The organism is Rhizobium sp. C4, from assembly GCF_021026315.1.
GTDB lineage: Bacteria > Pseudomonadota > Alphaproteobacteria > Rhizobiales > Rhizobiaceae > Ensifer_A.
Genome location: NZ_JAJNCX010000005.1, coordinates 301347 through 325720 on the forward strand (window position 1 = coordinate 301347; position 24374 = coordinate 325720).

Annotated in this window: 24 protein-coding genes and 1 pseudogene; 17 read left to right on the top strand and 8 right to left on the bottom strand. The window is 59.5% G+C overall.

All coding sequences use genetic code 11. The features are described 5' to 3' along the window. Positions 1-522 (top strand): GrpB family protein, encoded by a 522-nt coding sequence (locus tag LQK84_RS11785; RefSeq protein WP_230828915.1) that lies wholly within the window; start codon positions 1-3, stop codon positions 520-522. A 76-nt stretch (positions 523-598) separates the two neighbouring features. Here LQK84_RS11785 and LQK84_RS11790 read toward each other — a convergent pair whose 3' ends face one another. The 3 genes from LQK84_RS11790 to LQK84_RS11800 form a co-directional block, all read right to left on the bottom strand. Beyond that, a complete protein-coding gene (locus LQK84_RS11790) occupies positions 599-1477 on the bottom strand; it encodes an ABC transporter permease (protein ID WP_230828916.1) in 879 nt (292 codons plus the stop codon). Positions 1478-1552: 75 nt separating this feature from the next. Further along, positions 1553-2371 carry an ABC transporter ATP-binding protein gene (locus LQK84_RS11795; protein WP_230828917.1) on the bottom strand — a complete coding sequence of 273 codons (819 nt, stop codon included), beginning with the start codon at positions 2369-2371 and terminating at the stop codon, positions 1553-1555. Positions 2372-2461: 90 nt separating this feature from the next. Then, positions 2462-3478: an ABC transporter substrate-binding protein gene (locus tag LQK84_RS11800; RefSeq protein WP_330166410.1), complete on the bottom strand. Its 1017-nt coding sequence runs from the start codon at positions 3476-3478 to the stop codon at positions 2462-2464. 214 nt (positions 3479-3692) lie between these two features. Between LQK84_RS11800 and LQK84_RS11805 the strand changes: the two genes are divergently transcribed. Continuing rightward, positions 3693-3860 (top strand): hypothetical protein, encoded by a 168-nt coding sequence (locus LQK84_RS11805; protein WP_230828918.1) that lies wholly within the window; start codon positions 3693-3695, stop codon positions 3858-3860. A gap of 212 nt (positions 3861-4072) precedes the next feature. Here LQK84_RS11805 and LQK84_RS11810 read toward each other — a convergent pair. Then, positions 4073-4237, bottom strand: a pseudogene (locus tag LQK84_RS11810) (IS6 family transposase); the annotation flags it as partial. 446 nt (positions 4238-4683) lie between these two features. Here LQK84_RS11810 and LQK84_RS11815 point away from each other — a divergent pair. The 4 genes from LQK84_RS11815 (at position 4684) to LQK84_RS11830 (ending at position 8608) form a co-directional block, all read left to right on the top strand. Continuing rightward, entirely contained in the window at positions 4684-5733 is a 1050-nt protein-coding gene (locus LQK84_RS11815) for a branched-chain amino acid ABC transporter permease (RefSeq protein ID WP_230828919.1), read from the top strand. Then, complete coding sequence (locus tag LQK84_RS11820; protein ID WP_230828920.1) at positions 5733-7496, top strand: branched-chain amino acid ABC transporter ATP-binding protein/permease; 1764 nt, start codon at positions 5733-5735, stop codon at positions 7494-7496. The genes LQK84_RS11815 and LQK84_RS11820 overlap by 1 nt, the downstream gene beginning before the upstream one ends. Beyond that, positions 7493-8209, top strand: a complete 717-nt coding sequence (locus tag LQK84_RS11825) for an ABC transporter ATP-binding protein (protein ID WP_230828921.1) — start codon at positions 7493-7495, stop codon at positions 8207-8209. The genes LQK84_RS11820 and LQK84_RS11825 overlap by 4 nt, the downstream gene beginning before the upstream one ends. Before the next feature lie 189 nt (positions 8210-8398). After that, positions 8399-8608, top strand: coding sequence for a hypothetical protein (locus LQK84_RS11830; RefSeq protein WP_230828922.1), 210 nt, complete (start codon positions 8399-8401; stop codon positions 8606-8608). A gap of 76 nt (positions 8609-8684) precedes the next feature. Here LQK84_RS11830 and LQK84_RS11835 read toward each other — a convergent pair whose 3' ends face one another. Next, positions 8685-9839, bottom strand: coding sequence for an ABC transporter substrate-binding protein (locus LQK84_RS11835; protein ID WP_230828923.1), 1155 nt, complete (start codon positions 9837-9839; stop codon positions 8685-8687). A gap of 652 nt (positions 9840-10491) precedes the next feature. On the opposite strand from LQK84_RS11835, the gene LQK84_RS11840 reads away from it, so the two are divergent. Continuing rightward, positions 10492-10887, top strand: a complete 396-nt coding sequence (locus LQK84_RS11840; RefSeq protein ID WP_230828924.1) for a DoxX family protein — start codon at positions 10492-10494, stop codon at positions 10885-10887. Between the two features lie 93 nt (positions 10888-10980). On the opposite strand, the gene LQK84_RS11845 is transcribed toward LQK84_RS11840, so the two are convergent. Next, on the bottom strand, positions 10981-11520 hold the full coding sequence (locus LQK84_RS11845) for a flavin reductase family protein (RefSeq protein WP_230828925.1): 540 nt from the start codon (positions 11518-11520) through the stop codon (positions 10981-10983). Positions 11521-11767: 247 nt separating this feature from the next. Beyond that, on the bottom strand, positions 11768-12931 hold the full coding sequence (locus tag LQK84_RS11850) for an alpha/beta hydrolase (protein WP_230828926.1): 1164 nt from the start codon (positions 12929-12931) through the stop codon (positions 11768-11770). On the opposite strand from LQK84_RS11850, the gene LQK84_RS11855 reads away from it, so the two are divergent. The 10 genes from LQK84_RS11855 to LQK84_RS11900 all read left to right on the top strand — a co-directional run bounded on the left by LQK84_RS11855 (position 12930) and on the right by LQK84_RS11900 (position 23955). Beyond that, entirely contained in the window at positions 12930-13700 is a 771-nt protein-coding gene (locus LQK84_RS11855) for an SDR family NAD(P)-dependent oxidoreductase (RefSeq protein ID WP_230828927.1), read from the top strand. The two genes, LQK84_RS11850 and LQK84_RS11855, sit on opposite strands and share 2 nt — an antisense overlap. Positions 13701-13733: 33 nt before the next feature. Continuing rightward, positions 13734-14525, top strand: a complete 792-nt coding sequence (locus LQK84_RS11860; protein WP_230828928.1) for an SDR family NAD(P)-dependent oxidoreductase — start codon at positions 13734-13736, stop codon at positions 14523-14525. Between the two features lie 33 nt (positions 14526-14558). Continuing rightward, entirely contained in the window at positions 14559-15893 is a 1335-nt protein-coding gene (locus LQK84_RS11865; RefSeq protein ID WP_230828929.1) for a hypothetical protein, read from the top strand. Between the two features lie 115 nt (positions 15894-16008). Then, entirely contained in the window at positions 16009-17211 is a 1203-nt protein-coding gene (locus LQK84_RS11870) for an FAD-dependent monooxygenase (RefSeq protein ID WP_230828930.1), read from the top strand. Between the two features lie 230 nt (positions 17212-17441). Then, positions 17442-18959, top strand: coding sequence for a class I adenylate-forming enzyme family protein (locus LQK84_RS11875; protein WP_230828931.1), 1518 nt, complete (start codon positions 17442-17444; stop codon positions 18957-18959). Then, complete coding sequence (locus tag LQK84_RS11880; RefSeq protein WP_230828932.1) at positions 18959-20209, top strand: thiolase family protein; 1251 nt, start codon at positions 18959-18961, stop codon at positions 20207-20209. Before LQK84_RS11875 ends, LQK84_RS11880 begins: the two co-directional genes overlap by 1 nt. Positions 20210-20242: 33 nt before the next feature. Continuing rightward, positions 20243-21115, top strand: a complete 873-nt coding sequence (locus LQK84_RS11885; protein ID WP_230828933.1) for a fumarylacetoacetate hydrolase family protein — start codon at positions 20243-20245, stop codon at positions 21113-21115. Between the two features lie 28 nt (positions 21116-21143). Further along, positions 21144-22034 carry a VOC family protein gene (locus LQK84_RS11890; RefSeq protein WP_230828934.1) on the top strand — a complete coding sequence of 297 codons (891 nt, stop codon included), beginning with the start codon at positions 21144-21146 and terminating at the stop codon, positions 22032-22034. 45 nt (positions 22035-22079) lie between these two features. After that, entirely contained in the window at positions 22080-22727 is a 648-nt protein-coding gene (locus LQK84_RS11895; protein ID WP_230828935.1) for an NAD(P)-dependent oxidoreductase, read from the top strand. Between the two features lie 22 nt (positions 22728-22749). Beyond that, positions 22750-23955 carry an NAD(P)/FAD-dependent oxidoreductase gene (locus tag LQK84_RS11900; protein ID WP_230828936.1) on the top strand — a complete coding sequence of 402 codons (1206 nt, stop codon included), beginning with the start codon at positions 22750-22752 and terminating at the stop codon, positions 23953-23955. Between the two features lie 88 nt (positions 23956-24043). Here the strand turns inward: LQK84_RS11900 and LQK84_RS11905 are convergent, their stop codons facing one another. Then, the gene (locus LQK84_RS11905) at positions 24044-24367 is read right to left on the bottom strand and encodes a 2Fe-2S iron-sulfur cluster-binding protein (protein WP_230828937.1); all 324 of its coding nucleotides are present in this window, start codon (positions 24365-24367) and stop codon (positions 24044-24046) included. Positions 24368-24374: the final 7 nt, after the last annotated feature.

Genomic DNA, 24374 nt, shown 5'->3' on the forward strand with positions numbered 1-24374 from the left:
ATGGCTGAACCTGTCATGATTGTTCCCTACGATCTCGAATGGCCGAAGATTTTCGCCCGCCTGAGGGATGACGTTTCGGCTGTGATGGGCGCGGTTGCATTGAGGATCGAGCATGTCGGCAGCACGGCAGTTCCGGGCCTGGTCGCCAAGCCGGTGATCGACATTGATGTCGTCATTTCCTCCGAGCTTGAACTACAAGAAGCCATCAGCAGGCTTTTGCTGCTCGGCTACAGTTATGCGGGAGAAAGGGGCATTGAAGGGCGTCATGCCTTCGTTCAGCCGATGGGTCTACCGACACATCATCTTTACGTCTGCGCGGCCGACAATCCTGAACTGGCGAGACATATCGCTTTCCGCAACCACCTGATCACCGATCGCGCCGCGTCCGATGCCTATGGAGAACTGAAACAGGAACTTGCCCGGACCTTCGGAGAAGACCGTGAGGGCTATACGAACGCGAAGACCGCCTTCATAGCCGACATATTGTCGAAGTTGGCGTTTCGATCTGGGCCGCAAGGATAAAGGCGCAACGCAGCGCGATCCAAACGTAAAGAGGGCCGGTGACCCGGCCCTCCAGTCTTCGCAGTCGCTTCCCGTCTCAATGCGTATCCAAACTCTGCTGCGGACGCCACTTGGCCAGCCGGTTCTCGACCAGAGTCATCAGGTATTCGGCCACCAGCGTGACCATCATGACGAGGACGATGGCGGCGAACATGCCGGCGGCGTCGAAGGTTCCCTTGGCGATCGAGATCAACTGGCCGATGCCGTAGCGCGCGCCGACGAACTCGCCGACAATCGCGCCGATGATGGCGAAGCTGAAGGATACGTGGAGGCTGGCAAAGATCCAGCTCATCGCAGACGGTACGATGACCTCGCGCGTCACCTTCCACTCGGATGCGCCGAGGATGCGGGCGTTCGCAATCATGTCGCGGTCGGCCTCGCGCACGCCCTGGAAGGCGTTTGCAAAGACGACGAAGAAAACCATGATGAAGGCGAGCGCCACCTTGGAGGCGAGGCCGAGGCCCATGATCATGATGAAGATCGGTGCGAGAACCACGCGCGGGATTGAGTTGATCGCCTTTATATAGACGGAGAGGATGTCGGAGAGCAGCTTGTTCTGGCCGAGGCCGACGCCGACCACGATGCCGGCAATCGAGCCGGTGAAGAAGCCGATGAGTGCCTCTTCCATCGTGACGCCGAGATTGTACCAGAGCGAGCCTTCCGTCGTGCCTTCGGTCGCCCATTCGTAGAGGCGCGCGCCGATGGCGGAGGGGCTCGCGTAGAAGAAGGGATCGATGATGCCCGTGCGTGCGCCGATTTCCCAGAGGCCGACGATCGCCACGAGAATGGTGATCTGCCAGAAGAGCACGGTGCGCTTGCGCGCGGTGATGGCTTTCAGGGCAGCGGCTTCGATTTCCTTGTCGGATGTGCCGGGGCGGAAGAGCGTGCTGACGCTTTCCATGGTTGTATCGGTCATGGGGTGTTCCTTCCAAAGCAATTCCAGCGAAAGTGGGAACCGGTTTCGCGTCCGGAATTGCGAAAAACAAAGATGTCACGCGGCTTCGCTGGCGCGGCGGTAGCTGGTTTCGACTTCCTGGCGCAGGTCTTCCCAGATCGTCTTGCAGTAATCGATGAAGCCCTGCTCGTAGCGGATTTCGGAGACGACGCGCGGGCGCGGCAGGTCGATCGTGTAGACGGATTTCACCGTCGCAGGCCCTGCAGTCAGCACATAGACCTTGTCGGCCAGCGCCACCGCCTCTTCGAGGTCATGCGTGACGAAGACCACGGAGGCCTGCCGTTCGGCCCAGAGCTTCAGGAGCTCCTCGTGCATGACGGTGCGTGTCTGTACGTCCAGCGCCGAGAAGGGCTCGTCCATCAGCAGGATTTCCGGCTCGTTGATGAAGGTCTGCGCCAGTGAGACGCGCTTGCGCATGCCGCCGGAAAGCTGGTGGGGATAGTGATACAGGAACTTTGAAAGCCCGACGCGGGCGAGCCAGTCCTTCGCCATCTTTTCCGCTTCCGCCTTGGAGCGGCCACGGAAGAGGGGGCCGGCCATGACGTTTTCGATGACATTCTTCCAGGGGAAGAGCGCATCCTTCTGGAAGGCAAAGCCAACGCGCGGGTCGATGCCGTTCACCGGCGCGCCCATCAGGCGAACCTCGCCGGCAGAGGGCCTCGCAAGGCCGGTCACGAGATTCAGCGTCGTCGACTTGCCGCAGCCGGTCGGGCCGACAACGGCGACGAATTCGCCGCGCTCCACCGTCATGTTGAAATCGCGGATAGCGGTCAGCGACTTGCCGGTGGGTGAAACGAAGCGGCGGGTGATGTTGATCAGCTCGATGGCCGGGGGGCCGGACTGTCTGTCGGACATGGGGCATCCTTTCCGCGCGGCGTCGCGCAGGCGAACTAAGGTCGGGAGCGCCTCCGCCGGTTGGGGCAGAGGCACGGATTGGGTGGTGGTTTACTTCGCGGCCTTCACGAATTCGGTCGTGTAGGTCTTGGCAAGATCGATCTGCTTGCCCTGTACATTCTTGGAGAAGGCGGAGAGAACGGCGAGAACCGTCTTCGGGCCATCTTCCGGCATCACGCCGTCCGGCGTGAACATGCCCTTGCCGGCGTCGAGGGCTGCGACATAGCCGTCCTTGTCGCCGACATAGAAATCCTTCGGCATCTTTTCGGCAATTTCGGCCGCCGAATGCGTGTTGATGAATTTCAGCGTCTTGACGAAGGCATTGGCAAGCTTCTGTACTTCCGGCTTGTGGGCGTTGACCCAGTTGGTTTCCATGTAGAGCGAGGCGGCCGGATAGGTGCCGCCGAGCGCTGCACGCGCGCCTTCGACCGTGCGCATGTCGACGAGAACGCGGGCCTCGTTGGTCTTGAGCAGGCGCGAGATGGTCGGCTCGGTTGTCATGCCGGCCTGGATCTTGTCCTGCTGCATGGCGGCGATGAAGGTTCCCCCAGCGCCGACGGGAACAGACACCGTGTCGCCCGGCTTCAGGCCAGCCTTCGAAGCCATGTATTGCGTCAGGAAATTGGTGGAGGAGCCGAGCCCGGTCACGCCGAGATTCTTGCCCTTGAGGTCGCCGAAGCTCTTGATGTCGGGATATTTGTTGGAGACGAGTTCGACTTCGCCCGGCGCCTGGCTGAACTGAACGATGGATTCGACGAACTTGCCCTTGGCCTGAAGGTCGACGCAATGGTCGTAGAAGCCGACAACGCCCTGCACTGCACCGGCCAGAAGCTGGTTTTCCGCGTCAACGCCGGCCGCCTCGTTCAGGAGTTCGACATCGAGGCCTTCATCCTTGAAGTAACCGAGCGACTCGGCGAGCTTGGCGGGCAGGTAGATCTGCTTCTCATAGCCGCCGACCATGATGGTGATCTTGTCGGCAGCGCTTGCCAGCGACGTGGCGGCCAGAAGCGTGAGTACGGTGAGCGTGGAACCCGCAATTGCGCGCACGGCTTTACGATTGAAAGTCATTATTTCCTCCCGGTTGATACATGCCAAGGCAATCATCCCGATCGCCTTCTCCTCAGCATGTAGGCATACCTAGCAGGCCAAGCTTTCAATCAGCTTTCAGAGAAAAAGAACGTGAGTTCCATTATAAACGATCAACCTAAAGTGTGTAGCCGAGGGCAGATTCCAATTTCAAATGCAACGAAGACTATAATGGGCCTGATTTCAGGAGGATGGAATGGCCCGCTTTTTTGTGCGGTTGAGTTGGGATGAACGGCGCAGCGGCTGGCGGCGGCTCGCCAGCGCCAGGATCGCAAACTGCTGCGCGATCCTTTTGTTGCGCGCAACGAAGTATCGACGGCTGTTCACGCAAAGCGCAACGACCGGTTTTGAATTGTCAGCTTGATTGTCTGATGTCCGAGACGAGGTGAAAGGCGGCTATCGAGGTGTCCTGCGCCATGGCAGCAATTTCATCCTCGACTTCCAAACTGGAACGTTGGGAAGCAGCTCCACATCGGACCTTTCATGCAAGGTGTAAAATATCATATTATTTTGGACGTATAGCTCTCTTAACGAAGGGGTCGCGGGTTCATATCCCTTCGGCAGCCACAACATCTCCTCGAAGCCGCGTTCACGAAACATTTCCTCAAGGTCACGATATCTGAGCGGATAACGCAAATACCAGGTCACCGCCTGCATAATCAGCCATGCCTCTGAATGACGCCCTTTGAAATCGTCCTTCGATTGGCGCGTCAGCTTTTCGGCAATGGCATTCAGAGTCATGGCTATGCTTCGACATTGGGAACGGTAATTTCCCTGCCGATCGTCAACAGCGCGTCACCCACGGAAACTTGCGACAGGCCCTCTCTGCGACCATACCAAAAGTTTGCGACAAAGCCCCACGGATGGCTCTTCATGGCTGCCTTGCAAGCAGGCTCTTTCAGAGTTGACTCGTGTTAACTCCTCACCTAATACTCTAGAATATAAGAAACGGGAGTTGCAGGCTTGCTGCGGAGGCGCTGCGCCTTGGCTTACCGGCAGGGGGCAGAAAAATGTGGTTTGGGGAGAGTGGGATGGAGCAGGTGCGATGAATTCTTGCGGCATTTCTGGGCCTCGATCGAAGAACGGCATTTCTCTCGGGGGCAAGAGAAGGTGCCAGATCCAGCCGTTGTGGGTTCATCCCCTGCTGTGGTCTTCATGCGCATTATCGTTGGGAGCGAATCTCTAATATGGAATTTGATATTGCCCTGCTTCTTCTACGCGAAGGAGTTGCTGGCGGCGCGATTTATGCGCTGCTTTCTCTAGGCACGGTGCTTGTCTTCAACATAACGCGCATCGCGTTTGTTTCGTATGGCGACCTCATTGCCTATTCCGTGCTGACACTGGCGTCGATCCAGGCAAATACGCTCCCCGGGACAGTCTGGCTTATTCTGATCCTGTCAGGTCTTGCGCTGTTCATGGAGGCGGTGGAACTCTATCGTCGGAAACGCTTGTCGAAGTTCTGGCGGTCGGCGGTTTCCTATGGCGTATTGCCCTGTGCGCCGGTTGTCGTGGCGGCTGTGCTGCCAACCTACGAATTGCCGATGGCTGTTCAAATCGCGCTGACATTTGCTCTTATTCTGCCGCTTGGTCCATTGATGTATCGCGTTGTCTTCCAGCCGATGCGCTCTGCATCCGTGCTTACGCTGCTGATGACCGCTGCGGTCGTTCATTTTCCGATGGCCGGTGTTGCGCTGCTGTTCTTTGGGGCGGAGGGCTACAGGACAAAGGAATATATCAGCGGCAGTGTCACGATCGGGAGCCTTGAGATCCCGGCAGCCAATATCGTCGTGTTGATCGCTCTGGCTATCATAGCCATCAGTCTCTACTTTTTCTTCGAGCGAACATTGTGGGGCAAGGGGCTGCGTGCCACTGCTGTGAACGGTGTCGGCGCGCGTCTCGTTGGAATTCGCGTCGCCTCGGCCGGCAATTCGGCCTTCCTCATTGCGGCCGGGCTCGCGGCGATTTCGGGAATTCTGATCGGGCCCAATCTGACTGTCTATTCGGATACTGGCTTCCTGATCGGTCTGAAAGGCTTTGTCGGCGCCGCTATCGGTGGAATTGCCAGCTATCCGCTAGCCCTGTTCGGCTCGCTCCTTGTCGGCATCATCGAGTCCTTTGGATCCTTCTACTCCAGTGCCTTGAAGGATGTGGCAGTCTTTGCGCTGTTGATACCGATCGTCCTCTTGCGCGGCTTGTCGGTCCATTCTGAAGTTGAAGAAGAAGAGGAGGAGCTCTGATGACCACGCGTTCCGTGATTTTGAGCCTCGCCGTACTGATTTTTGTCGTGCTTGCGCCCTATGTTCTAGGCAGCTTTTACATTGCGATCCTGAACTTCGTCGGGATCTATTCGATTGTCGCAATCGGTATTGTCATTCTCACCGGTTCGGGAGGGCTGATCTCCTTTGGACAGTCGGCGTTTGTGGGCCTGGGGGCCTATGCGACCGCCGTTTTGAGCGCTAAGCTCGGCTTTTCGCCCTGGATGGGACTGCCTGTCGCATTGGCCGTGTCTGCGTTTACCGCAGCGGTTCTCGGCATGGTGACCCTGCATCTGTCTGGCCACTATCTTGCGCTTGTGACGCTAGCCTGGGGGATGGTGATCACGCTTCTGTTCGGCAATCTGGAGGAACTGGGCGGACACACAGGCATTAGCGATATCCCTGCGCTTTCCATTGCGGGCATTTCCCTGGCGCCTCAGGAGCGGTATTTCTATCTTGTCGCCGTCTGCCTCATCCTTGTCATGCTGGGCACGACATTTTTGATGCAATCCCGGCAGGGGCGGGCGATCCGCTCGCTGAAGGGCGGCGAGACGCTGGTCACGAGCCTCGGGATCAGCCAGTTCCGCATCCGGCTGGGAATATTCGTCATCTCCGCGCTGCTGGCCGGGCTTGCCGGATGGCTATATGCGCATTCGCAGCGTTATGTCGGACCGGATCCTTTCAGCATCCAGACAGGCATCGAGTTTCTGCTGATGGCGGTGATCGGCGGTTCGGGCCACATTGCCGGGGCGGTCATCGGGGCCACCCTGTTCACCTCGCTGCACTCCATCCTGCAGGATCTTTTGCCGCTGGTAACCTCGCGGGCCGGCAATATTGAAAAGATCATCTACGGATGCCTTTTCATCCTGGTTCTGCAGCATGCCAGGTCCGGTATTGTCGGCATGCTGCCGCGCTTCACACCGCGTAAAAGCGAACCCGTCGCACAGACAGCCGAACCCCTGGCGCGCCGCTCTCTGCCGATGCGCGGCGAGCCGCTGCTTCAGGTCTCGGGTCTGTCGAAGAGGTTTGGTGGTCTGACGGCTGTCGACAACGTCAACTTCGATGTTCGGGCGGGCGAGATCGTCGCGCTCATCGGCCCCAATGGCGCAGGCAAAAGCACGACCTTCAACCTGATTTCGGGAGCCCTGCGACCTACGAAGGGAACCGTGACGTTCTCGGGCGAGAATCTGACGACCGAGAAGCCGGTCAATCTCGTCAAAGCCGGCGTGGCGCGCACGTTCCAGCATGTGAAGTTGCGGCCCAATATGTCGCTGCTGGAGAATGTCATGCTTGGCGCATATTCCAGAACGAAAACGGGATTTCTGGCTGGTGCGCTGCACCTCGATACGGCCGTCGAGAAGCAATTGCGAGCAGAGGCGGCCTTCCAGCTCCAACGTATCGGGCTTCTCGAACGGGCGAACGATATGGTGAGCAGCCTGCCGCTTGGTCAACAGCGCGCCGTCGAGATCGCCAGGGCTCTGGCCTCCGACCCTGTCATTCTTCTGCTCGATGAGCCGGCAGCAGGTTTGCGCCGTCTTGAGAAGGACCAGCTGAGCCAGTTGCTCAAGGAGATATCCGCCGCCGGAGTGACCCTCTTGCTCGTCGAGCATGACATGGAATTCGTCATGGGCTTGGTCGATCGCATCATCATGCTGGACTTTGGCAAGCAGCGTGCGGAAGGAACGCCGGAGGAAATACGTTCCAACCCCGTCGTCCGTGAAGCCTATCTGGGAGGCATTCTTTGAACTCTATTCTCAAGGTGCGCGACGCGCAGGTCAGCTATGGCAGGATCGCTGCGGTACAGGGCGCGAGCGTCGATGTGTCGGCCGGAACCATGGTGACGATCATCGGGGCAAACGGGGCAGGCAAGACAACATTGCTGAATGCAGCGGTGGGTCTGATCCCTGCATCCGGATATTTCGAATTCGACGGATGCGCGCTCGATCTGCTCGATGTTGAAGACAGGGCGGAAATGGGCCTGTGCCTTGTTCCCGAACGCCGCGAGCTCTTCGGCTCGATGTCGGTCGAGGACAATCTGCAGCTCGGATATTATGTTCACCGCAGGAAACGTGCCGGGCTGAATGCGAGGCTGGCGGATGTATTCGACTTCTTTCCCAAACTTGCCGAACGTCGCAAACAACAGGCGAGCACTCTTTCGGGCGGCGAACGCCAGATGCTGGCGCTCGGGCGCGCGCTCATGAGCCAGCCACGGCTCTTGATGCTGGATGAGCCAAGTCTCGGTCTTGCTCCGCTGATCGTTCAGGAGATCTTCCGGATTATCCGCGAGTTGAAGGCGGCCGGCGTGGCGATCCTGCTTGTCGAGCAGAATGCTCGTGCCGCGCTGGAATGCGCGGACTATGGCTACCTGATGGAGACGGGCGAGATCACGCTGCAGAACACCGCCAGTGAATTGTTGAAAGATCCTCGTCTTGCGAAGGCCTACCTGGGCGGCGCGTGAGTTTGATCGCACGGGTCGGAAACACGGCATTCGCTGCGGCTGTTTCCGGCAGGGTCGCTAAAGCTTTATCCCTCAGTTTTGAAATGACCTGACCAATTATCAGTAGAGCATCTCGCAAAGTCCACTTTCTGTGGTGGTTCTTGTGTCTCGTTTCCTATGACATGGCCATTGTGTGCATGTCGGTCATGCATGCTTTCCGACGGAGCGGCTCAAAGCCGGAAGCGCTTCGACAGCATGATCGGTGACGTGGCGGGAACCGTGATTTCCGCCCAGGCTCTCGTGATCAACGTGGCTGGGAGCATCCTGTTCATCGCCTTTGCGGCGATCATGATTGCCTTTCCATCAGACGTCCCGCTGAAGCTCTGCCTCGACACAAAGCTTGTGATTGCGCTCAAGTAAATGCGGCCACGGAATACCGTGGCCGCATGTATTGTCTGGCTCGCCACTTCCTGTGTTCACCAGGAAGGCTGAAAGTTCACTGGCTGAGATAGGTCCACTTGCCGTCTTTGACGGTCACGAAGACGATGCTGTTCTCCTGAACGCCATAGGGTTGACCGGGCTTGAATTCATAGACGCCGATGCTGCCGACCAGGCCCTTGATCGTGTGCAGGCGATCGCGAATAGCCACGCGAAATTCCTCGGTGCCCGGCTTTGCCACCTTCAGCGCTTCGGTTGCAACCATTTTCAGGACTACGCCGGAGTCATAGGCGGTCGGGTTCTGCGTGTCGGGCTGCACATTCGGATACAGTTTCGTGAACTGATCGTAGAGTTCGGTGACGGCCTTCTTCGACGGGTTGCTATCCGGAATCTGGTGCGGAATAGCAATCAGGTAGGCGGCTGAAATAATGCCTTCCACCTTGGAGCCGCCAAGGCGCAGGAAATCCTGGTTCACTGCGACCGGAGCGTTATAGAGAGGCTTTGCATATCCCCGCTCACGCAACGTCACATTGGGCAACACGGCCGGGCTGCCGGAAGCGGCAATGAAAACGCCGTCTGGCTTGGCTGTGGAAATGCGCAGGGACTGACCGACGAAACTCGTGTCCGAGCGCGCGAAACGCTCGTCAGCCACAATTTCCAGGCCAGCCTCGGCGCAATCTTTCTTGAAGGCGGCAAACGCCGTGTCGCCGTAGACGTCGTTATAGCCGACAAAGGCAACCTTCTTGAGCCCGCTTTCCTTCATATGCTTGACGATCTGGGCAACCCACATCGTGATCGGAGTCGAGAGGTTGATGAACCAGTCGCTCTTGTCGCCGAAGAGATCGAGTGCGGTGCCGGAGATCAAGGGCACCTTCAATTCTCCCAGAACAGGTGCAATGGCATAGCCGGTCGCCGCGTTTGTCGGGCCGATCAGAACGTCGACATGGTTTTCGGTGATCAGCTTTCTGACATTGCGCACCGCCGCAGACGGGTCTGACCCATCGTCTACGATGACGTAGCGGACCGGCTCCCCGGCGATTTCCTTCGGCAGAAGAGGAAGCGTCCTCTGAAAGGACGTGCCAAGCGCGGCGGCGGGGCCGGTCAGCGAGAATGTCCCCCCGACAACAATTTCAGCCTGCGCCTGAAATGCGGCGACCACGCTGACAACCGCGCCAATGCAGGCGCTAAACGCGAATTTTGATAGCTGTTTCATGAAGTTCCTCCCTGATGTGGCTCATGCGGTCCAGGCATTTCCCCCCGGGTCGACAAGGCGTCTACATCCTGCCAAGGCGCCGCATGCGTGTAGGTCCCACAAGGCGGAGACCAAACAATGAGGTCCACGCCATGCTCCCAAGCTTCATATATTCTAGCATCTTACAAATGTCAAACCTTACGCCCTTACTCGGCTAGACGCATGGCCGATCGACGCATGCAGGGAAAATCGACGTCCAGAATTGACCGATGATAAATACTAGAATATATAAAACCGCGAGAGGTGGCGCCGACTGGGAGGTTGAACGCATCGTGCAGAAACAAGACAGGCCGTCGGGCCATTGCAATCGATCAATTTGTCCTCCCCGCGTGAGAGATGCTGCTTCTTGGGAGGCAACCATGAACTCGTTATTTTCAAATTGCAGCATGCACCGGATGCCCGTGCATCAGGCGGGGTGACGATCTCAGCCTTTCGAATATGAGAGCCTGATACGCTTTCGAGCTGCTCTTCGTTGGGAGCAACTGTTTTCCAGACACCAAGCGCTGCTTGCTGGGTTATGCCCGGCACGATGCTGTGCGGCTCTGGATCATATCGAAGTCAAGACGGCAGCGCCTGCTGCTTAAGGGAAACGAGAACTCACTGGAGATATAGCATGCCGAATTTCAACAGCTGGACGCCCAATGTTCTGGCCATTCTTCGCATTGTGACTGCGCTTCTTTTCCTGGAGCACGCCACGATGAAATTTCTGCATTTCCCGGCGGCCATCCCCGGCGTCGGAAGCCCAATGCCGACGCTTCTTCTGGTGGCCGGTCTCATTGAGGCCGTGACATCGGTTCTGATGCTCGTCGGCTATCAGACCCGCATAGCAGCCTTTATCGCGTCCGGTGAAATGGCCATTGCCTATTTCAAGGGTCACATGCCTTCCAGTTTCTGGCCCACGTTGAATATGGGTGAATCGGCAATCTTTTTCTGCTTCATCTTCCTCTACATCGCCTTTGCAGGCGGCGGCAGCTGGACGGTCGATGGTCTTCGCCGCTCGACTGTGTGATTGCCCGCCGCAAAAAATCCGGCGCAACCAGGAATACAAAGAACCCGCCAGCCTCGATGCGAGACTGGCGGGTTCTTGATTCTGGGAGAGGTCTTATCGGCCGGCGCCGGCCTGCAAGAGCTGCGACGTCCGGTAACGACCGGCCCCGAAAATCAACGGGGGGCGTTGCATCGTCTCGATCTGCTCAACTCGCCCAACGAAAATTTCGTGATCGCCGCCCGGATAGCTCATCTCGTTCGAGCATTGCAGATAGGCGGAGCAGCCCAGGATGAGGGGCGCGCCGCCAAGCCCTGGCTGCGTCCGGATGCCTGCGAATTTGTCCGGCCGGGTGCTCGAAAAGGCCTGCGATATCTCTACCTGATCTTCCGCCAGAATATTGACGGCGAAATATCGCGCGGCACTGAAAATCGGAAAGGTCGACGACACCCGGCGTTGGCTCCACAAAATCAGAGGTGGATCCAGCGAGAGAGAACTGAAGGAATTGACGGTTGTTCCGTAGATGCGTCCCTCGTCGTCCCTTGTCGTGACGACGGTGACGCCTGTGTAGAACGCGCCGAAGCAATCTCTGAGTTCGCGCATGTCGAAGGACGCGCGTGGAGACGTTTCAGCCGTATCGATCAGGGGAATGGACATGGGACTCCTGCAAAGGTCAGGCGAGGTCTTCTCTCGCGATGTTAAATTCTAGTATAAAAGAAGCGCATTCGTCAAGAGTATGCGGAAATGGGGCCTTGAGCGGGGCCTCCCTTCCTTTCTTTCTTCCAAGAATCTCGCTGCTTGAGCGTATTTGCGGGGCACCGCGATGGCTGCCTCCGTGTGGCCGCTGGGCGAGCGACGTTTGATCACCCAGCGGCACGTTCCGAACAGCTCTGGCTGAAAACGGCTATGACTGCGTTTTGAGGAAGGCGGCAATTTCCGAAATCGCCTCATAGGCCTTCGGCATCAGTTTTGGCCGCGAGATGAACCCATGCATCTGGCCGGGGAAGCGTGCAACGCGTGTTTCCACACCCTCGGACGCAAGCCGCGTCGCATACGCTTCGCCCTCGTCATAAAGCGGGTCGAAGCCGGCAAGGATAATCTCCGTCGGGGGCAGATCTTTCAGGCTTGGAGCCAGCAAGGGTGAACAACGCCAGTCCCGGCGCTGCATGTGATCGGGCACGTAATGGTCCATGAAGACCCGCATGTCTCCGTTCGTGAGGGCGACCCCGCTTTCGAAACGTGGATCATACTCGAATGTCAGATCGGTAATCGGGTAGGCGAGAACCTGCCCATGCAGCTTGATCTGCGGGTCGCCCAGCAGTGCGAGTGCCGTAGCGGCCGCCAGATTGCCGCCGGCGCTGTCGCCGCCGACGAGAATGTGCGCCGGGTCGATCTTCAGCATCGCGGCGTTGGCAAAGACCCAACGCGTTGCCGTTTCGGCATCATCGAATGCGACGGGAAAGCGATGCTCCGGCGCCAGATGATAATCGACATTGACGACGGCATAGCTGGCTGCATTGGCGATGGCGCGGCAGACCCAGTCGTGGCTGTCCAGATCCCCAACGGCCCAGCCGCCACCATGAAACCAGACGAGTACGGGCAGGTCCGCGTTTTTTGCCGTTTCCATGCCCCGATGATAACGCAGCTGAAAGTCCCCATGCTTCCCGGCAATTGCGAACTCGCGCGTCTTGGCCATATGCGGCAGGTCGGGTTGATTGACCGGTCGCGAGCGGCGCAGACCGTCACGAATCATCTCCAGCGATGGCGGGCTTGTCGGCCGCGGTAGTGCGGCCATGAGGGCTTTGGATTCCGGGTCCATTTCGCCAAGAGAGGCGCGGAACGGGACGGAGGAGCTCACGGTCATAGGCAGTTCCTTATCGGTTGGATGCAGGCTGAGGCGTCCGTTGGCCAGCCCTGAAAATCGACGTTGCGCGGCGGCGAGCGCCTGGCCATTCCGGGCCAAGAGGCCGTCTGAAAGAGTTCGGGAGCCAACAGAACAGCCCGTTGACAACTGAAACTCTAGAATATAAGAAGGCGTTATGCAATTGGGGTTAGTGGAACTCGACATGGAAAAGCGTCATCAAAACAAAGTGGTTGTCATTACCGGCGGGGCGTCCGGGATCGGCCGGGCCTTCGCTCTGCGGGTGGCGCAGGAGGGTGCGAACGTGGTCATCGTTGACCGGATCGCGGCCGACGATGTGGTGGCCGACATCACCAAGGCCAACGGCAAGGCTGTGGCGCATACCTGCGATGTCGGGGACCCTGAAGCCGTCAGGCAGCTTGCCGCCACGATCCTCGAAAGCTTTGGCCGCTGCGATGTCCTGGTGAACAATGCGGGGATCTTCCCGAGCTGCCGGTTCGAGGATCTTTCCTATGAGCAATGGCGCCAGATGATCACGGTCAATCTCGACTCCATGTTCCTGATGGCGAAGCAGTTTGTTCCGGGCATGCGCGAGCGCAAATGGGGCCGCGTGGTCAATATGACCTCGAATTCCTATGCGCAGGTTGCGCCGGGACTGACGCATTATATCGCCAGCAAGGCCGGCGTCATTGGCTTCACGCGTGCGCTTGCCAGCGAGCTCGGGGCCGATGGGATCACGGTCAATGCCATCGCGCCCGGGTTCACGCGCACGCCCGGCACGCTCGCACGCAAGCCGAACTTCAATGGCATGACGTCCGAGCAGCTGTTCGAGGCACACGCCAATCGTCAGGCCATTCCGCGACCATCAGAGCCCAATGATCTGGCCGGTGCGCTGTCCTTCCTCATGAGCGACGACGCCGCGTTCCTGACCGCGCAGACGCTGTACGTTGATGGCGGTCAGGTTCGTTCCGGCTGACGCAACGCGATTGAAATTCAGGGAGGTTTCACTTTGAAAGAGCTTTTTGGACTGGACGGCAAGGTTGCCTTCGTCACGGGTGCCGGGAGTGGACTTGGGCGGGTAATGGCGGAAGGCTTCGCCAAAGCCGGCGCTTATGTGATCTGCGCGGATGTTTTCGAGGATCGTGCGACAGAGGCTGCGCAGGCGATTGTTTCTGCCGGCGGAGAGGCCGTGGCCCGCCAGATCGATGTTGCAAACGAGGCATCCGTTGCGGATGCCATTGCGCAAATCAAACAGTCGCATCTGCATATCCTGGTCAACTGCGCCGGAGTGTCTGCTGTACCCGCCCGCACGCACGAAACCCTTTTGGAGGACTGGCGTCGTGTCATCGACATCAATCTGACGGGGACTTTTCTGGTGACGCGCGCGGCTCTGCCGATGATGTTCGAGCAGGGGGGCTCCATCATCAACCTGGCGTCCATCCTTGGGATCGGCGGCTACTATCCCGGCTTTGCTTCGGCGGGTGTGGACTACGCAGCGTCGAAGTCCGCCATCATCGGCTTCACCAAGCAGGTTGCCGTCGAATATGCGGAACTCAATATCCGCGCGAACACGATCGCTCCCGGCTGGCACGGCGGTACGCGATTGGGCGAAGCGCGTCGACAGCAGGCATCTAGCGGCGACGAGGAGCGGTTTTATTCCGCCATCCATAGCCGCATCCCGATGAAGCGAAGAGGACAGGCGGAAGAAATCCTCGGGCTCGCACTTTATCTTGCATCGCCTGCCTCGGCTTACATGACCGGGCAGTTGCTGGTGCAGGATGGCGGCTGGACCGCCACGTAAGAGGCCCGAAGGCCTTCCGAAAACTGAATGGAATTGCGCGGCGTCGATCCGACGCTGGGGCAGCCTGTCGCCAGATGTTTCTGGGCGAAGGACGGATATTTGCTGCTTTCATGGATTGAGGAGAATCCCATGCCAAACGCGAGCGCCGAGAAGTTGAACATCGGGCAATCTTCAAATTGGGTAGATAGGGCACGCGAGATTGCGCCAGAGCTGCGCATGCATGGGGAGGCCAATGAGGCTGCTGGCCGGCTTACGCCTCCAAGCCTCGATCTGCTATCGAAAAGCGGCTTCTTCACCATGCTCGCCGCGCGGCCCTTTGGCGGCGCAGAGGTTGGCCCGACGGAGGTGTTGGAGGTTTATGAAACCCTCTGCGAGGCTGATGCTGCGGCCGGCTGGGTCGTCATGGCGTCCAATGTGGCGATCGGTTCCGCCTCGGGCTATCTGCCACCAGAGGGCGCGCGCAAGGTATTCGGCGGAGGAATTCCGATCATCGCCGGCAATGGCGGGCCTTTCGGCAGGGCCGATGTGGATGGGAAGGGTTTCCGTTTGTCTGGCCGCTGGAGCTACGGCAGTGGCGTTCTTCATTCCCAATGGCTTCATAGCGGCGGACGCGTGTTTGAAAATGGCAAGCCGCGCCTCAATCCTTTGACGGGGCAGCCAGAGGTGCGCACATTCATCGTGCCCACCCAGCAGGCGACAATGCTTGGAAACTGGGATGTCGTCGGTCTGCGCGCGACCGGGAGTGTGGACTACGAACTCACAGACGTCTTCGTTCCGGAGGAGTTCACGCATTTCCCGGATGCCAATGTTCCGCAACAAGGTGGCAATCTGTTTCGGCTCGGCATCGTCGGAATGTCGCCGCTGGGCCATACCGGCGCGGCACTCGGGATCGCACGCAGGGCGCTGTCGGAGCTTGCGGCGTTGGCGGAATCACCCGATGGACGGCCTTCGCGGCTTGCGATCCAGGGCGGAGATGATCAGTTCCAGGAGAACTATGGACTTGCCGAGGGGCAACTGAGAGCGGCGCGCGCGCTCTGCTACGAAGTCTGGCACGACATTTCGAACACGCTGAACGAGGGCAACCCGGTCCAAACGCGCCAATACACGCTCGCGCGGCTGGCGCTGGTCCATGTAACGAATACCGCGACCGACATCTGCGTGTTCGCCCACAAGGCGGCGGGTGGAATTTCCATCCGCAACACCGCCCTGCAGCGTTGCTTCAGGGACATGTTCACCGCGTCACAGCATCGCCTCGTCTCCAATTCGTTTGCCCGGGATTGTGCGCAGGACCTCCTCGGGCAGGCATCAGACAAGATCTGGGCGATCCGTGGTCTGATCGACCGCCCCGCCGATTTGCGACCGCTCTGATCGTCACTGCAACAGGAAGCGGAGACGCCGGGCCGGGTCGGTCGACGGAGGATCGCACAGGTGTAACGCGAACGGGAACGGTCGCATTGCCTGATGTCGGAGGAGGCGGAAAGGCATGGTCAGAAAGCTGCGCGTCGCCATCGTTGGCGGCGGATTGGGAGGTCTTGCCGTCGCCCGCGCCTTGAGGGGACAGGCGGATACCGTGATCCTTGAGCAAGGGTCTCAATTCGGCGAGGTCGGGGCCGGCATCAACATGTCGCCCAATGCCTTTAAGGTGCTACGGGAACTCGGTTTGGAAGATCCGTTGCGACGCTGTGCCTTCCAGCCCGAATTTCATGTCTTCAGGGACTGGCGGAGCGGGCGGACGCTTTTCCGCGCCAACATCAAATCGGAATACGAGACGCGCTTTGGCGCTCCGCATCTCAGCGTCCACCGCGCCGATCTTCATGGTATTCTGGCGGCGGGACTCCCCGAGCGCGATGTTCGCTTTCAAGCCCGATGCCGATCCGTCAGCCAGAACGAGCACTGCGCCGTCGTCCTTCTCGACAATGGGGATGAGGTCGAAGCAGATGTCGTTATCGGCGCCGATGGCATCAAATCCGCAGTTCGCGAGAGCATGTTTGGCAAGGATGATCCGGAATTCACCGGAAATGTCGCCTGGCGTCTCACTGTTCCGGTCGAAGCGCTACCTTATGCGATCGAGCCCGCTGTCACGAACTGGCTGGGCCCCGGCGGGCATGTGGTTCACTACTATGTGCGCAGCGGACAACTGGTGAACATCGTCGCCGTTTGCGAGACCTCTCAATGGACCGCCGAGTCCTGGGCGCTCAAAGGCGACCCTGCCGAGCTGCTGCAAACCTTCAGCGGCTGGAACCGGAGCCTTCTAACTCTGCTTGCACGAGCGGAAACCTGTTTCAAATGGGGACTGTTTGATCGACCGCCGCTTGCGCGCTGGTCGCAGGGACGGATCACGCTTCTCGGTGACGCCGCTCATCCCATGCTGCCATTCCTGGGGCAGGGGGCGGCGATGGCGCTTGAGGACGGCCTGACACTCGGGCTTCTTCTGTCTCGGGATCACGGGACGATCGCGGAACGTCTGTCGCTCTATGAGAGACTGCGTCTGCCACGCACGGCGCGTGCGCAGATCGGCTCCCGCGCGCGCGCTGCGGAAAATCACCTTCGGTCTCCTCTCCAACGTTTCGTGCGGAACCTCAAGTTCAAGATCCGCCAATACAGCAACCCGCATGCCACGCTCAACAATGGCGAGTGGCTCTACGGCTATGACGTTCATGATGCACTGCGCGCTGCCGGCAACTGAAGGAACGCCAACTTGCTTTTTTGGTACGTCGCATCGGATTGACATTCTTAGATTCTAGAATATAAGAATGTCAGATGCCGGGCTTTACGGGAGAAGTCTGGGGCAGGGCGCACCGAGCCCTGCCCAATAATTTACGTAAAAACAAATAGATAGTGCCTTTGATCGGCCGTTCTCGGCCGGAACTCTCGAGGCAGATCTGCAAAGGCTTCAGGGCCGATGGCGGGTGGAAAATGATACCGATCAAAATGCTCCAGCGGGGCCTGAGGATAAATGCGCAAGGCATTGCGCTCGTCGATGGCGCGCTCACGCTGACATATGCTGAGCTTGCGCAGCAGGTCGACGCTTTCGCCCATTACCTGCAGGAGGCGCTGCCCGAGCCGCAGGCGCGCGTTGGTATCTGTGCGCACAACAATTGGCAGCATGTGATCGCGATGCTCGGCGTTTTTGCCTCCGGGCATGTCTGGGTGCCGCTCAATCCCCGCAATTCGCGAGAGGAACTGGGCGGTATCGCAGCCGCGTCCGAACTCTCACTCATCGTCACAGATCATGATTTTCTGCCGCTTTTCGAAAGCCAGGACCGCCCTTTGGTTTTGGCCGCAGGCACTACCGGGAAGGGCGATACCATTTCCGCGATCTGCGAACGTCATGCCGGTCGTCGTCCGGCTGATATTCTGAAGCCGGATCAAGGGATCATGGCGATCAAGTTCACCGGTGGCACAACGGGGAACCCGAAGGGCGTGATGCAGCCCTATCGTGCTTTCATGAACTGCATCGCCAGCATGTTGACGGTTTTCGGGTTTGATCAGGACGAGCGCATGCTTGCGGTCGCGCCCCTGACGCATGGCGCGGGCACATTCATCTTGCCGGTTCTGGCGGTCGGTGGCTCCATCGTGCTGCTGGATGGCGCCAAGGCGCCACGCATTTCGGATGTGATGATTGAGCAGCGGATCACGGCAAGCTTCATGCCGCCGACATTGATCTATTCCCTGATGGATCATGCGATCGCAAAAGGCGCGCGATATCCAGCCCTTCGCCACCTGATCTACGGTGCGGCCCCCATGCCGTCTTCCAAGGTCCGGCAGGCGCAGGAGGTATTCGGCCCCTGTCTCGCGGCAATCTATGGCCAGACCGAAGCACCGACCATGATCACGGCAATGACAGCCCGCGAATTGCGCGACGAGCAGCATGTCGGTTCGGTGGGCAGGCCTTGTCCCTACAATGATGTGCAGATCATGGGGCCGCAGGGCGAGATCCTGCCGGCGGGCGAGACGGGCGAAGTGGTTGTCAGAGGCGACCTTGTCATGCGGGGTTATCTCAACAGACCGGATCTGACGGCGGAAACCATCGTGGATGGATGGCTGCATACGGGTGATCTCGGTGCCTTCGATGCCAGCGGCTATCTGACGCTGAAAGGCCGCTCGCGCGACGTGATCATTTCCGGGGGCTTCAATGTCTATCCGGCCGATGTGGAGGCAGCACTGGCCCTCCATCCCGATGTGCGCCAGGTGTCGGTGATTGCGCGCGAAGACGATTATTGGGGCGAGCGTGTCGAGGCGGCCGTGGTGCGGGCGGCAGAGAGCAGCGTCACGCCCGAAGAACTGATCGCCTTTGCCAGAGCTCAGGTCGGCCCCGTTCGCTCTCCAAAGGCCATCCATTTTTTGAATGAAATGCCCACAAACCCGGTTGGGAAGGTCACGCGCCGTGACGTGTTGCGGGTTGTCGAGGCGCTGGAAAAGGAGAATGCATAATGTCGGCTGCAACGCAAATCTACATCGTCGGGACCGGTATCACGCCGCTTGGCAAGCAGCCGGAGAAATCGGTGCGACAGCTGTCCGCGATTGCCGTCAGCAAGGCGCTTGCCGACGCGGGTCTTGCGGATGCTGCCTCTGTGGAGGCAGCATGGTTTGCCAATACACGCCAGGCGCTTCTCGAGGGCCAGAACGGTGTTCGCGGTGAAGTGGCTTTGCGCTCCAGCGGCATTGCGGGCATCCCGGTCACGAATGTCGAAAACGCCTGTGCCAGCGGCAGCACCGGCTTGCTCAACGCCGTTGCCTATCTCAAGGCCGGCTTCGGCGAGGTGGCTCTGGTCGTCGGGGCGGAGAAGATGTTCTTCCCCGAAAATCGACAGGGTATGTTTGCAGCCTTCAAGGGCAGCACCGACGTTCAGCAATTCGATCAGCAGCTTGAGCAATTGCTGGCGCTGGCAGAGGCTACGCCCATCCCCGCCGATGTCGAACCCGCAGCTGAGCGCAGCGTATTCATGGATATCTATGCGGCATTCGCACGCCATCACATGGCGAGCTTCGGCACGACCCAGCGGCAGATTGCTGCCGTGGCGGCGAAGAACCATCACCATTCGACACTCAACCCGGATGCTCAATACCGCTTCGACATGACGATTGAGGAAGTGCTGGCGGATAAGCCCGTCTCATGGCCGTTTACCCGCGCGATGTGCGCGCCCATCAGTGATGGTGCGGGCGCGCTGGTCTTGTGTACCGCAAGCGCGCTTCATCGCTTCGATGCGAAAAGGGCGGTTCCGGTCGCCGCTTGCGCGCTGACATCTGCCAGCCCTCGCGCCGTCGATGATTTCGAAAATCACCTCGGACGGCGGGCCGCTTTGAAGGCCTACGAGCAGGCCGGCGTTGGGCCAACGGACATGTCGCTGGCGGAAGTTCATGACGCCACGGCCTTTGCCGAGATCCTGCAAATTGAAAACCTCGGCTTTGCGGCGCGGGGAGAAGGCGGAAGGTTGACGGAAGAAGGTGCGACACGACTCGGCGGTCGCATACCGGTCAATCCTTCAGGCGGCCTCCTGTCCAAGGGCCATCCCATCGGCGCGACAGGCGTCATCCAGATTCACGAACTCGTCACCCAGTTGCGCGGGCAGGCCGGGACGCGGCAGGTGCCGGATGCCCGTTGGGCGATCGCGGAGAACGGGGGCGGTTTCCTTGGTTTTGAAGAGGCTGCAACCGTCGTTACCATTCTCGGCGGGCGGTGACAGGAAAACGATTAGAGGAGGATTGAAAAGCCAATGAAATTCGTCAGCTACAAAGAAAAGAGCGGCCGCGAGAGCTGTGGTCTCGTAATCGGCAACGAAACGAATCCAGCCGGTATCATCGATCTCGGCGACCGTTATGCCTCGGTTCGCGCGTTGCTTGCCGATCCGGCCGGGCTTGACTATGCCCGGTCACGCATTGGCACTCAGCCCTCCGTCGCCTGGGGCGATGTGCGGCTGCTTCCGGTGATCACGGACCCGTCGAAAATCCTCTGCGTTGGCGTGAATTACGCGAGCCATGTCAAGGAAACCGGCCGTGAAATGCCGACGAAGCCGATGATCTTCACTCGTTTTGCCGAGACGCAGATCGGCGCGAATGAAGACATGATTTGCCCCAAAGTGTCGGAGCAGTTCGACTATGAGGGCGAACTGGCTGTCATTATCGGCAAGCGCAGTCGCTATGTGACGCCCGAGCAGGCCATGGAACGCGTGGCAGGCTATTCCTGCTACAACGACGGCAGCGTTCGCGATTGGCAGCGGCACTCGCAGCAATTTGCGCCGGGCAAGAATTTTCCGAAAACGGGTGCATTCGGCCCCTGGCTGGTCACGACCGACGAACTGCCCAACATCGCCGCGCAGACGTTGAAAACCCGCCTGAATGGTCAGGAAGTGCAGAGCGCAACGCTTGATGATCTCATTTTCAGCGTGCCGGAACTGGTTTCCTATTGCTCGAGCTTCATCACGCTTGAGCCGGGCGATGTGATCATCACCGGCACGACCGGGGGCGTCGGCGCCTTCCATAAGCCGCCACTCTGGATGAAGGCGGGCGACCGTGTCGAGGTCGAAATTTCGGGCATCGGCGTGCTCAGGAATGGTGTCGCCAAAGAGGCGGCGGATTTTGCGGTCTGATCAAGCGCAGCAGCAAGAGGAGACTTCAGTGAGCTATCTTATTCGCCAGATGGGCCATATCGCGCTTGCGACACCCGACCCCGAAGGCTCGGCGCAGGACTTGGCCGAGATTTCGGGACCGCGCATCATCGCGCGCACCTCCGATCTAGTTACCCTGTCGAGCAACAACCGCCGGCACGAAGTCGGCTATTTCAAGAGTTCCCGGAAGGCAGCGCTTGCGATCGGGCTGGAAGCGATCAACGCGGAGGCCGTCGGCGAAGTGCGCCGTCGCGCCATGGATCATGGCTGCAAGATCCTGTCCGAACGCTCCTATTTTCCAAATATCGAAAAGGCCCTGCGGTTTCTCACACCGGAAGGGCCGATTTTCGAGGTGCATACGCCGGTGCCGCGCGATCAGAACGCCCGCTATGTCGGTCACGGCGTTCACCCCGTCCGTCTGGAACATGTCAACGTTCGTGTCGAGAACGCCAAGGCGTTCGGGGGGCTTTGCGAGGCCGTTTTCGGGATGCGGCTTTCCGACCGGACCACGAATGATGAGTTGCAGTGGCTGCGGGCCGCTGACGGTTTCCATCACACGCTCGCAATCGGGACCGGCGAAGCAAAGCTGCACCACTATGGCTTCGATGCGCGCTGCTTCGAAGACCTCGCCAAGGTTGCCGATACGCTGGCGCTCAAGAGCCGGACGATGCTCTGGGGGCCGGGCCGTCACGGGGCGGGCGACAACATCTTTACCTATTATGCCGATCCGAACGGCTGCGTCGTCGAGAACTCCATCGAGATGGAGCGCATCGACTGCGATGATGTCTATGCGCCGCGCACATGGTCCCTCGGCCCGGAAAGCCGGGTGCGCAATCTCTGGGGGCCGCTGGAAGGTCCCGAATACAGGGCTGCCGGCATACCCTTTGCGCTGGAACCCTGACGCAAAGGCTCTCTCAAGCAAAATGACAATCGGGAGGAATAGCAAGTGGCTAGAATAGTTGTTGTCGGTGGAACCGGTTATGCCGGACGCCATATCGTGCGCGAGGCTGCGGGCCGTGGTCATCAGGTCACCTCCTTCAGTCGGTCGGGCGCATCCGAGTCCGTGGCGGGTGTCGATTATCGGCATGGCAACGTCACGGATCTAAACGCTCTGAAAACCGCGATACAGGGGGCCGATGTTGTCGTCGGGTCTCTCTCCCCGCGCGGCGAACTTAGCGGCGCGCTGACCTCGGCCTATCGGGGCGTTTTCGGACTTACGGCCGACGCGAAGGCACGGCTTCTGGTCGTGGGTGGGTTTACGGCGCTTCGTCCGAGCACGGGCGCGCAGCGCTTCATCGATGCCGGCACAGTCGCGCCCGAATTTGCCGCTGCGGCGCGGGAAACCGCGGATGTGCTGGAGAACTTGCTTGCTGACGCACCAAGCAACCTCGACTGGCTTTATATGAGTCCCGGTCGCGTATTCGGGGCCTTTGCACCCGGCGAGCGCCGTGGGGCCTATCGCATCGGCGATGAGGTGGCGCTCTTCGACCCGGAAGGAAAATCGGCAATCGGCGGCGAGGATTTCGCATCTGCTGTCGTCGACGAGATCGAAAAGCCGAGCCGTCATCGCGCTCATATTCAGTTTGTCTATTGAGCAGGGTTGCGCGGGGGCTTTCATGAGTGGCGTCGTCATTATCGGAGCTGGCCACGGGGGAAGCCAGCTCGCCGTCAGTTTGCGCGATGAGGGTTATAAAGGGGCCGTTACGCTGATCGATGCGGACGGCGAACTTCCCTATCACAAGCCGCCCCTTTCCAAGACCTTCCTTAAGGAGAGTGACGCCAGGCCGCTGCCTCTTCGCCCGGCAAGTGCTTACGACGATCGCGGCATCGAGAGGGTCGTCGGGCGTGTGACATCGGTCGATGCGAATGGTCGGCGACTCAAATTGGAGAGCGGTCCCAGCCTTTCTTACGAGCATCTCGTTTTTGCCACCGGCTCGCGCAACCGCAGGCTTTCAGCGTGGCCGGCGGCCGGCAATGTGTTTTCGGTGCGCTCGCTTGCAGATGCGCATGCGCTGCGAATAGCCATGGCGGAGGCCCGTCGTGTGGTGATCGTCGGCGGGGGCTTTATCGGTCTCGAGGTTGCAGCGGCGATCCGGTCTACCGGCCGCGATGTTGTTGTGCTGGAAACAGCCGACCGCGTTCTGAGGCGCGTGGCGGCGGCGGACACGTCGGCGGCTATCGCGGCCGTTCTGGAAGACATGAATGTCGATCTGATCACCGGTGCCCGGATCCTTGACGTTGTCTCCAAGGGCGAACGCATCACCGCGCTCGAAACCGACCGGGGCAGGGTTGCCTGTGACCTCGTTGTGGTCGGAATTGGTGCAGATGCGGATAGCGACCTTGCCCGCGCGGCGGCGGTGGCAGCCGACAATGGTGTCCTGGTGGACGAGGCGTTGCGGGCGGCCTTGCCCGGTGTCTGGGCCATCGGCGACGTGGCGAATGTCGCATCGCCTCAGACCGGAACCCGCTTGCGGATTGAGAGCGTGCAGAACGCCACAGATCAAGCCCGCCACGTTGCCAAGAGCATTGCGACGTCAAAGGTCACGCCCTATCAGGCCGTCCCGTGGTTCTGGTCCGATATCGGCCCGGCCAAGCTTCAGATTGTCGGTCTGTCTGCCGGTTCGACGGAGCGTATTGTTCGCGGTGAACCGGGACGGCTGGCCGTCTATCACCTGCGCGGTGCGGAGCTCGTCGCCGTCGAGACCGTCGGCAATCCGGCCGAACATATTCTCGCGCGCAGGCTGCTTGCTGCTTCCGTGAACCCGACAGCCGAGCAGATCAGGCTCGGACCTGAGGCATTGCGCGGGTTGATCAGCCTTTAGGGTCAAAACACAGAGGCTGCCAGCTCCGATGGAGAGTTGGCAGCCTCTTGAGTTTTCAAAGCCGATCCGATTATCAGCATGGATCGCGTTAATACTGGCTCTCCGGAACGAAAAAGATGGCCCCTTCGAAGCGGTCATCCACCTTCAGCTGGCAGCTGAGGCGGCTGGTGGGCCGCCGGGGAGAATTCACGAAGTCGAGCAGGTCGTTTTCAGCAGAGCCGGGCTCTCCGAGACGTTCAAACGTTTCCTCATCCAGATAGATGTGACAGGTGCCGCATGACATGGAGCCGCCGCACTCGGCAACGATGCCTTCGACACCATTGTCGATGGCGTTTTCCATGACTGACGTGCCGCTTTCGGCGGTCACTTCGCGTTTGCTTCCGTCGGGAGAGATAAAGATCAACTTAGGCATGAAATGT

Coding starts and splice junctions, on each gene's coding strand:
- LQK84_RS11835 (WP_230828923.1), bottom strand. CDS start 9,839: ATGAAACAGCTATCAAAATTCGCGTTTAGCGCCTGCATTGGCGCGGTT.
- LQK84_RS11905 (WP_230828937.1), bottom strand. CDS start 24,367: ATGCCTAAGTTGATCTTTATCTCTCCCGACGGAAGCAAACGCGAAGTG.
- LQK84_RS11840 (WP_230828924.1), top strand. CDS start 10,492: ATGCCGAATTTCAACAGCTGGACGCCCAATGTTCTGGCCATTCTTCGC.
- LQK84_RS11805 (WP_230828918.1), top strand. CDS start 3,693: ATGGCCCGCTTTTTTGTGCGGTTGAGTTGGGATGAACGGCGCAGCGGC.
- LQK84_RS11900 (WP_230828936.1), top strand. CDS start 22,750: ATGAGTGGCGTCGTCATTATCGGAGCTGGCCACGGGGGAAGCCAGCTC.
- LQK84_RS11820 (WP_230828920.1), top strand. CDS start 5,733: ATGACCACGCGTTCCGTGATTTTGAGCCTCGCCGTACTGATTTTTGTC.
- LQK84_RS11790 (WP_230828916.1), bottom strand. CDS start 1,477: ATGACCGATACAACCATGGAAAGCGTCAGCACGCTCTTCCGCCCCGGC.
- LQK84_RS11850 (WP_230828926.1), bottom strand. CDS start 12,931: ATGTCGAGTTCCACTAACCCCAATTGCATAACGCCTTCTTATATTCTA.
- LQK84_RS11845 (WP_230828925.1), bottom strand. CDS start 11,520: ATGTCCATTCCCCTGATCGATACGGCTGAAACGTCTCCACGCGCGTCC.
- LQK84_RS11875 (WP_230828931.1), top strand. CDS start 17,442: ATGATACCGATCAAAATGCTCCAGCGGGGCCTGAGGATAAATGCGCAA.
- LQK84_RS11815 (WP_230828919.1), top strand. CDS start 4,684: ATGGAATTTGATATTGCCCTGCTTCTTCTACGCGAAGGAGTTGCTGGC.
- LQK84_RS11785 (WP_230828915.1), top strand. CDS start 1: ATGGCTGAACCTGTCATGATTGTTCCCTACGATCTCGAATGGCCGAAG.
- LQK84_RS11880 (WP_230828932.1), top strand. CDS start 18,959: ATGTCGGCTGCAACGCAAATCTACATCGTCGGGACCGGTATCACGCCG.
- LQK84_RS11830 (WP_230828922.1), top strand. CDS start 8,399: ATGCTTTCCGACGGAGCGGCTCAAAGCCGGAAGCGCTTCGACAGCATG.
- LQK84_RS11870 (WP_230828930.1), top strand. CDS start 16,009: ATGGTCAGAAAGCTGCGCGTCGCCATCGTTGGCGGCGGATTGGGAGGT.
- LQK84_RS11885 (WP_230828933.1), top strand. CDS start 20,243: ATGAAATTCGTCAGCTACAAAGAAAAGAGCGGCCGCGAGAGCTGTGGT.
- LQK84_RS11800 (WP_330166410.1), bottom strand. CDS start 3,478: ATGACTTTCAATCGTAAAGCCGTGCGCGCAATTGCGGGTTCCACGCTC.
- LQK84_RS11795 (WP_230828917.1), bottom strand. CDS start 2,371: ATGTCCGACAGACAGTCCGGCCCCCCGGCCATCGAGCTGATCAACATC.
- LQK84_RS11855 (WP_230828927.1), top strand. CDS start 12,930: ATGGAAAAGCGTCATCAAAACAAAGTGGTTGTCATTACCGGCGGGGCG.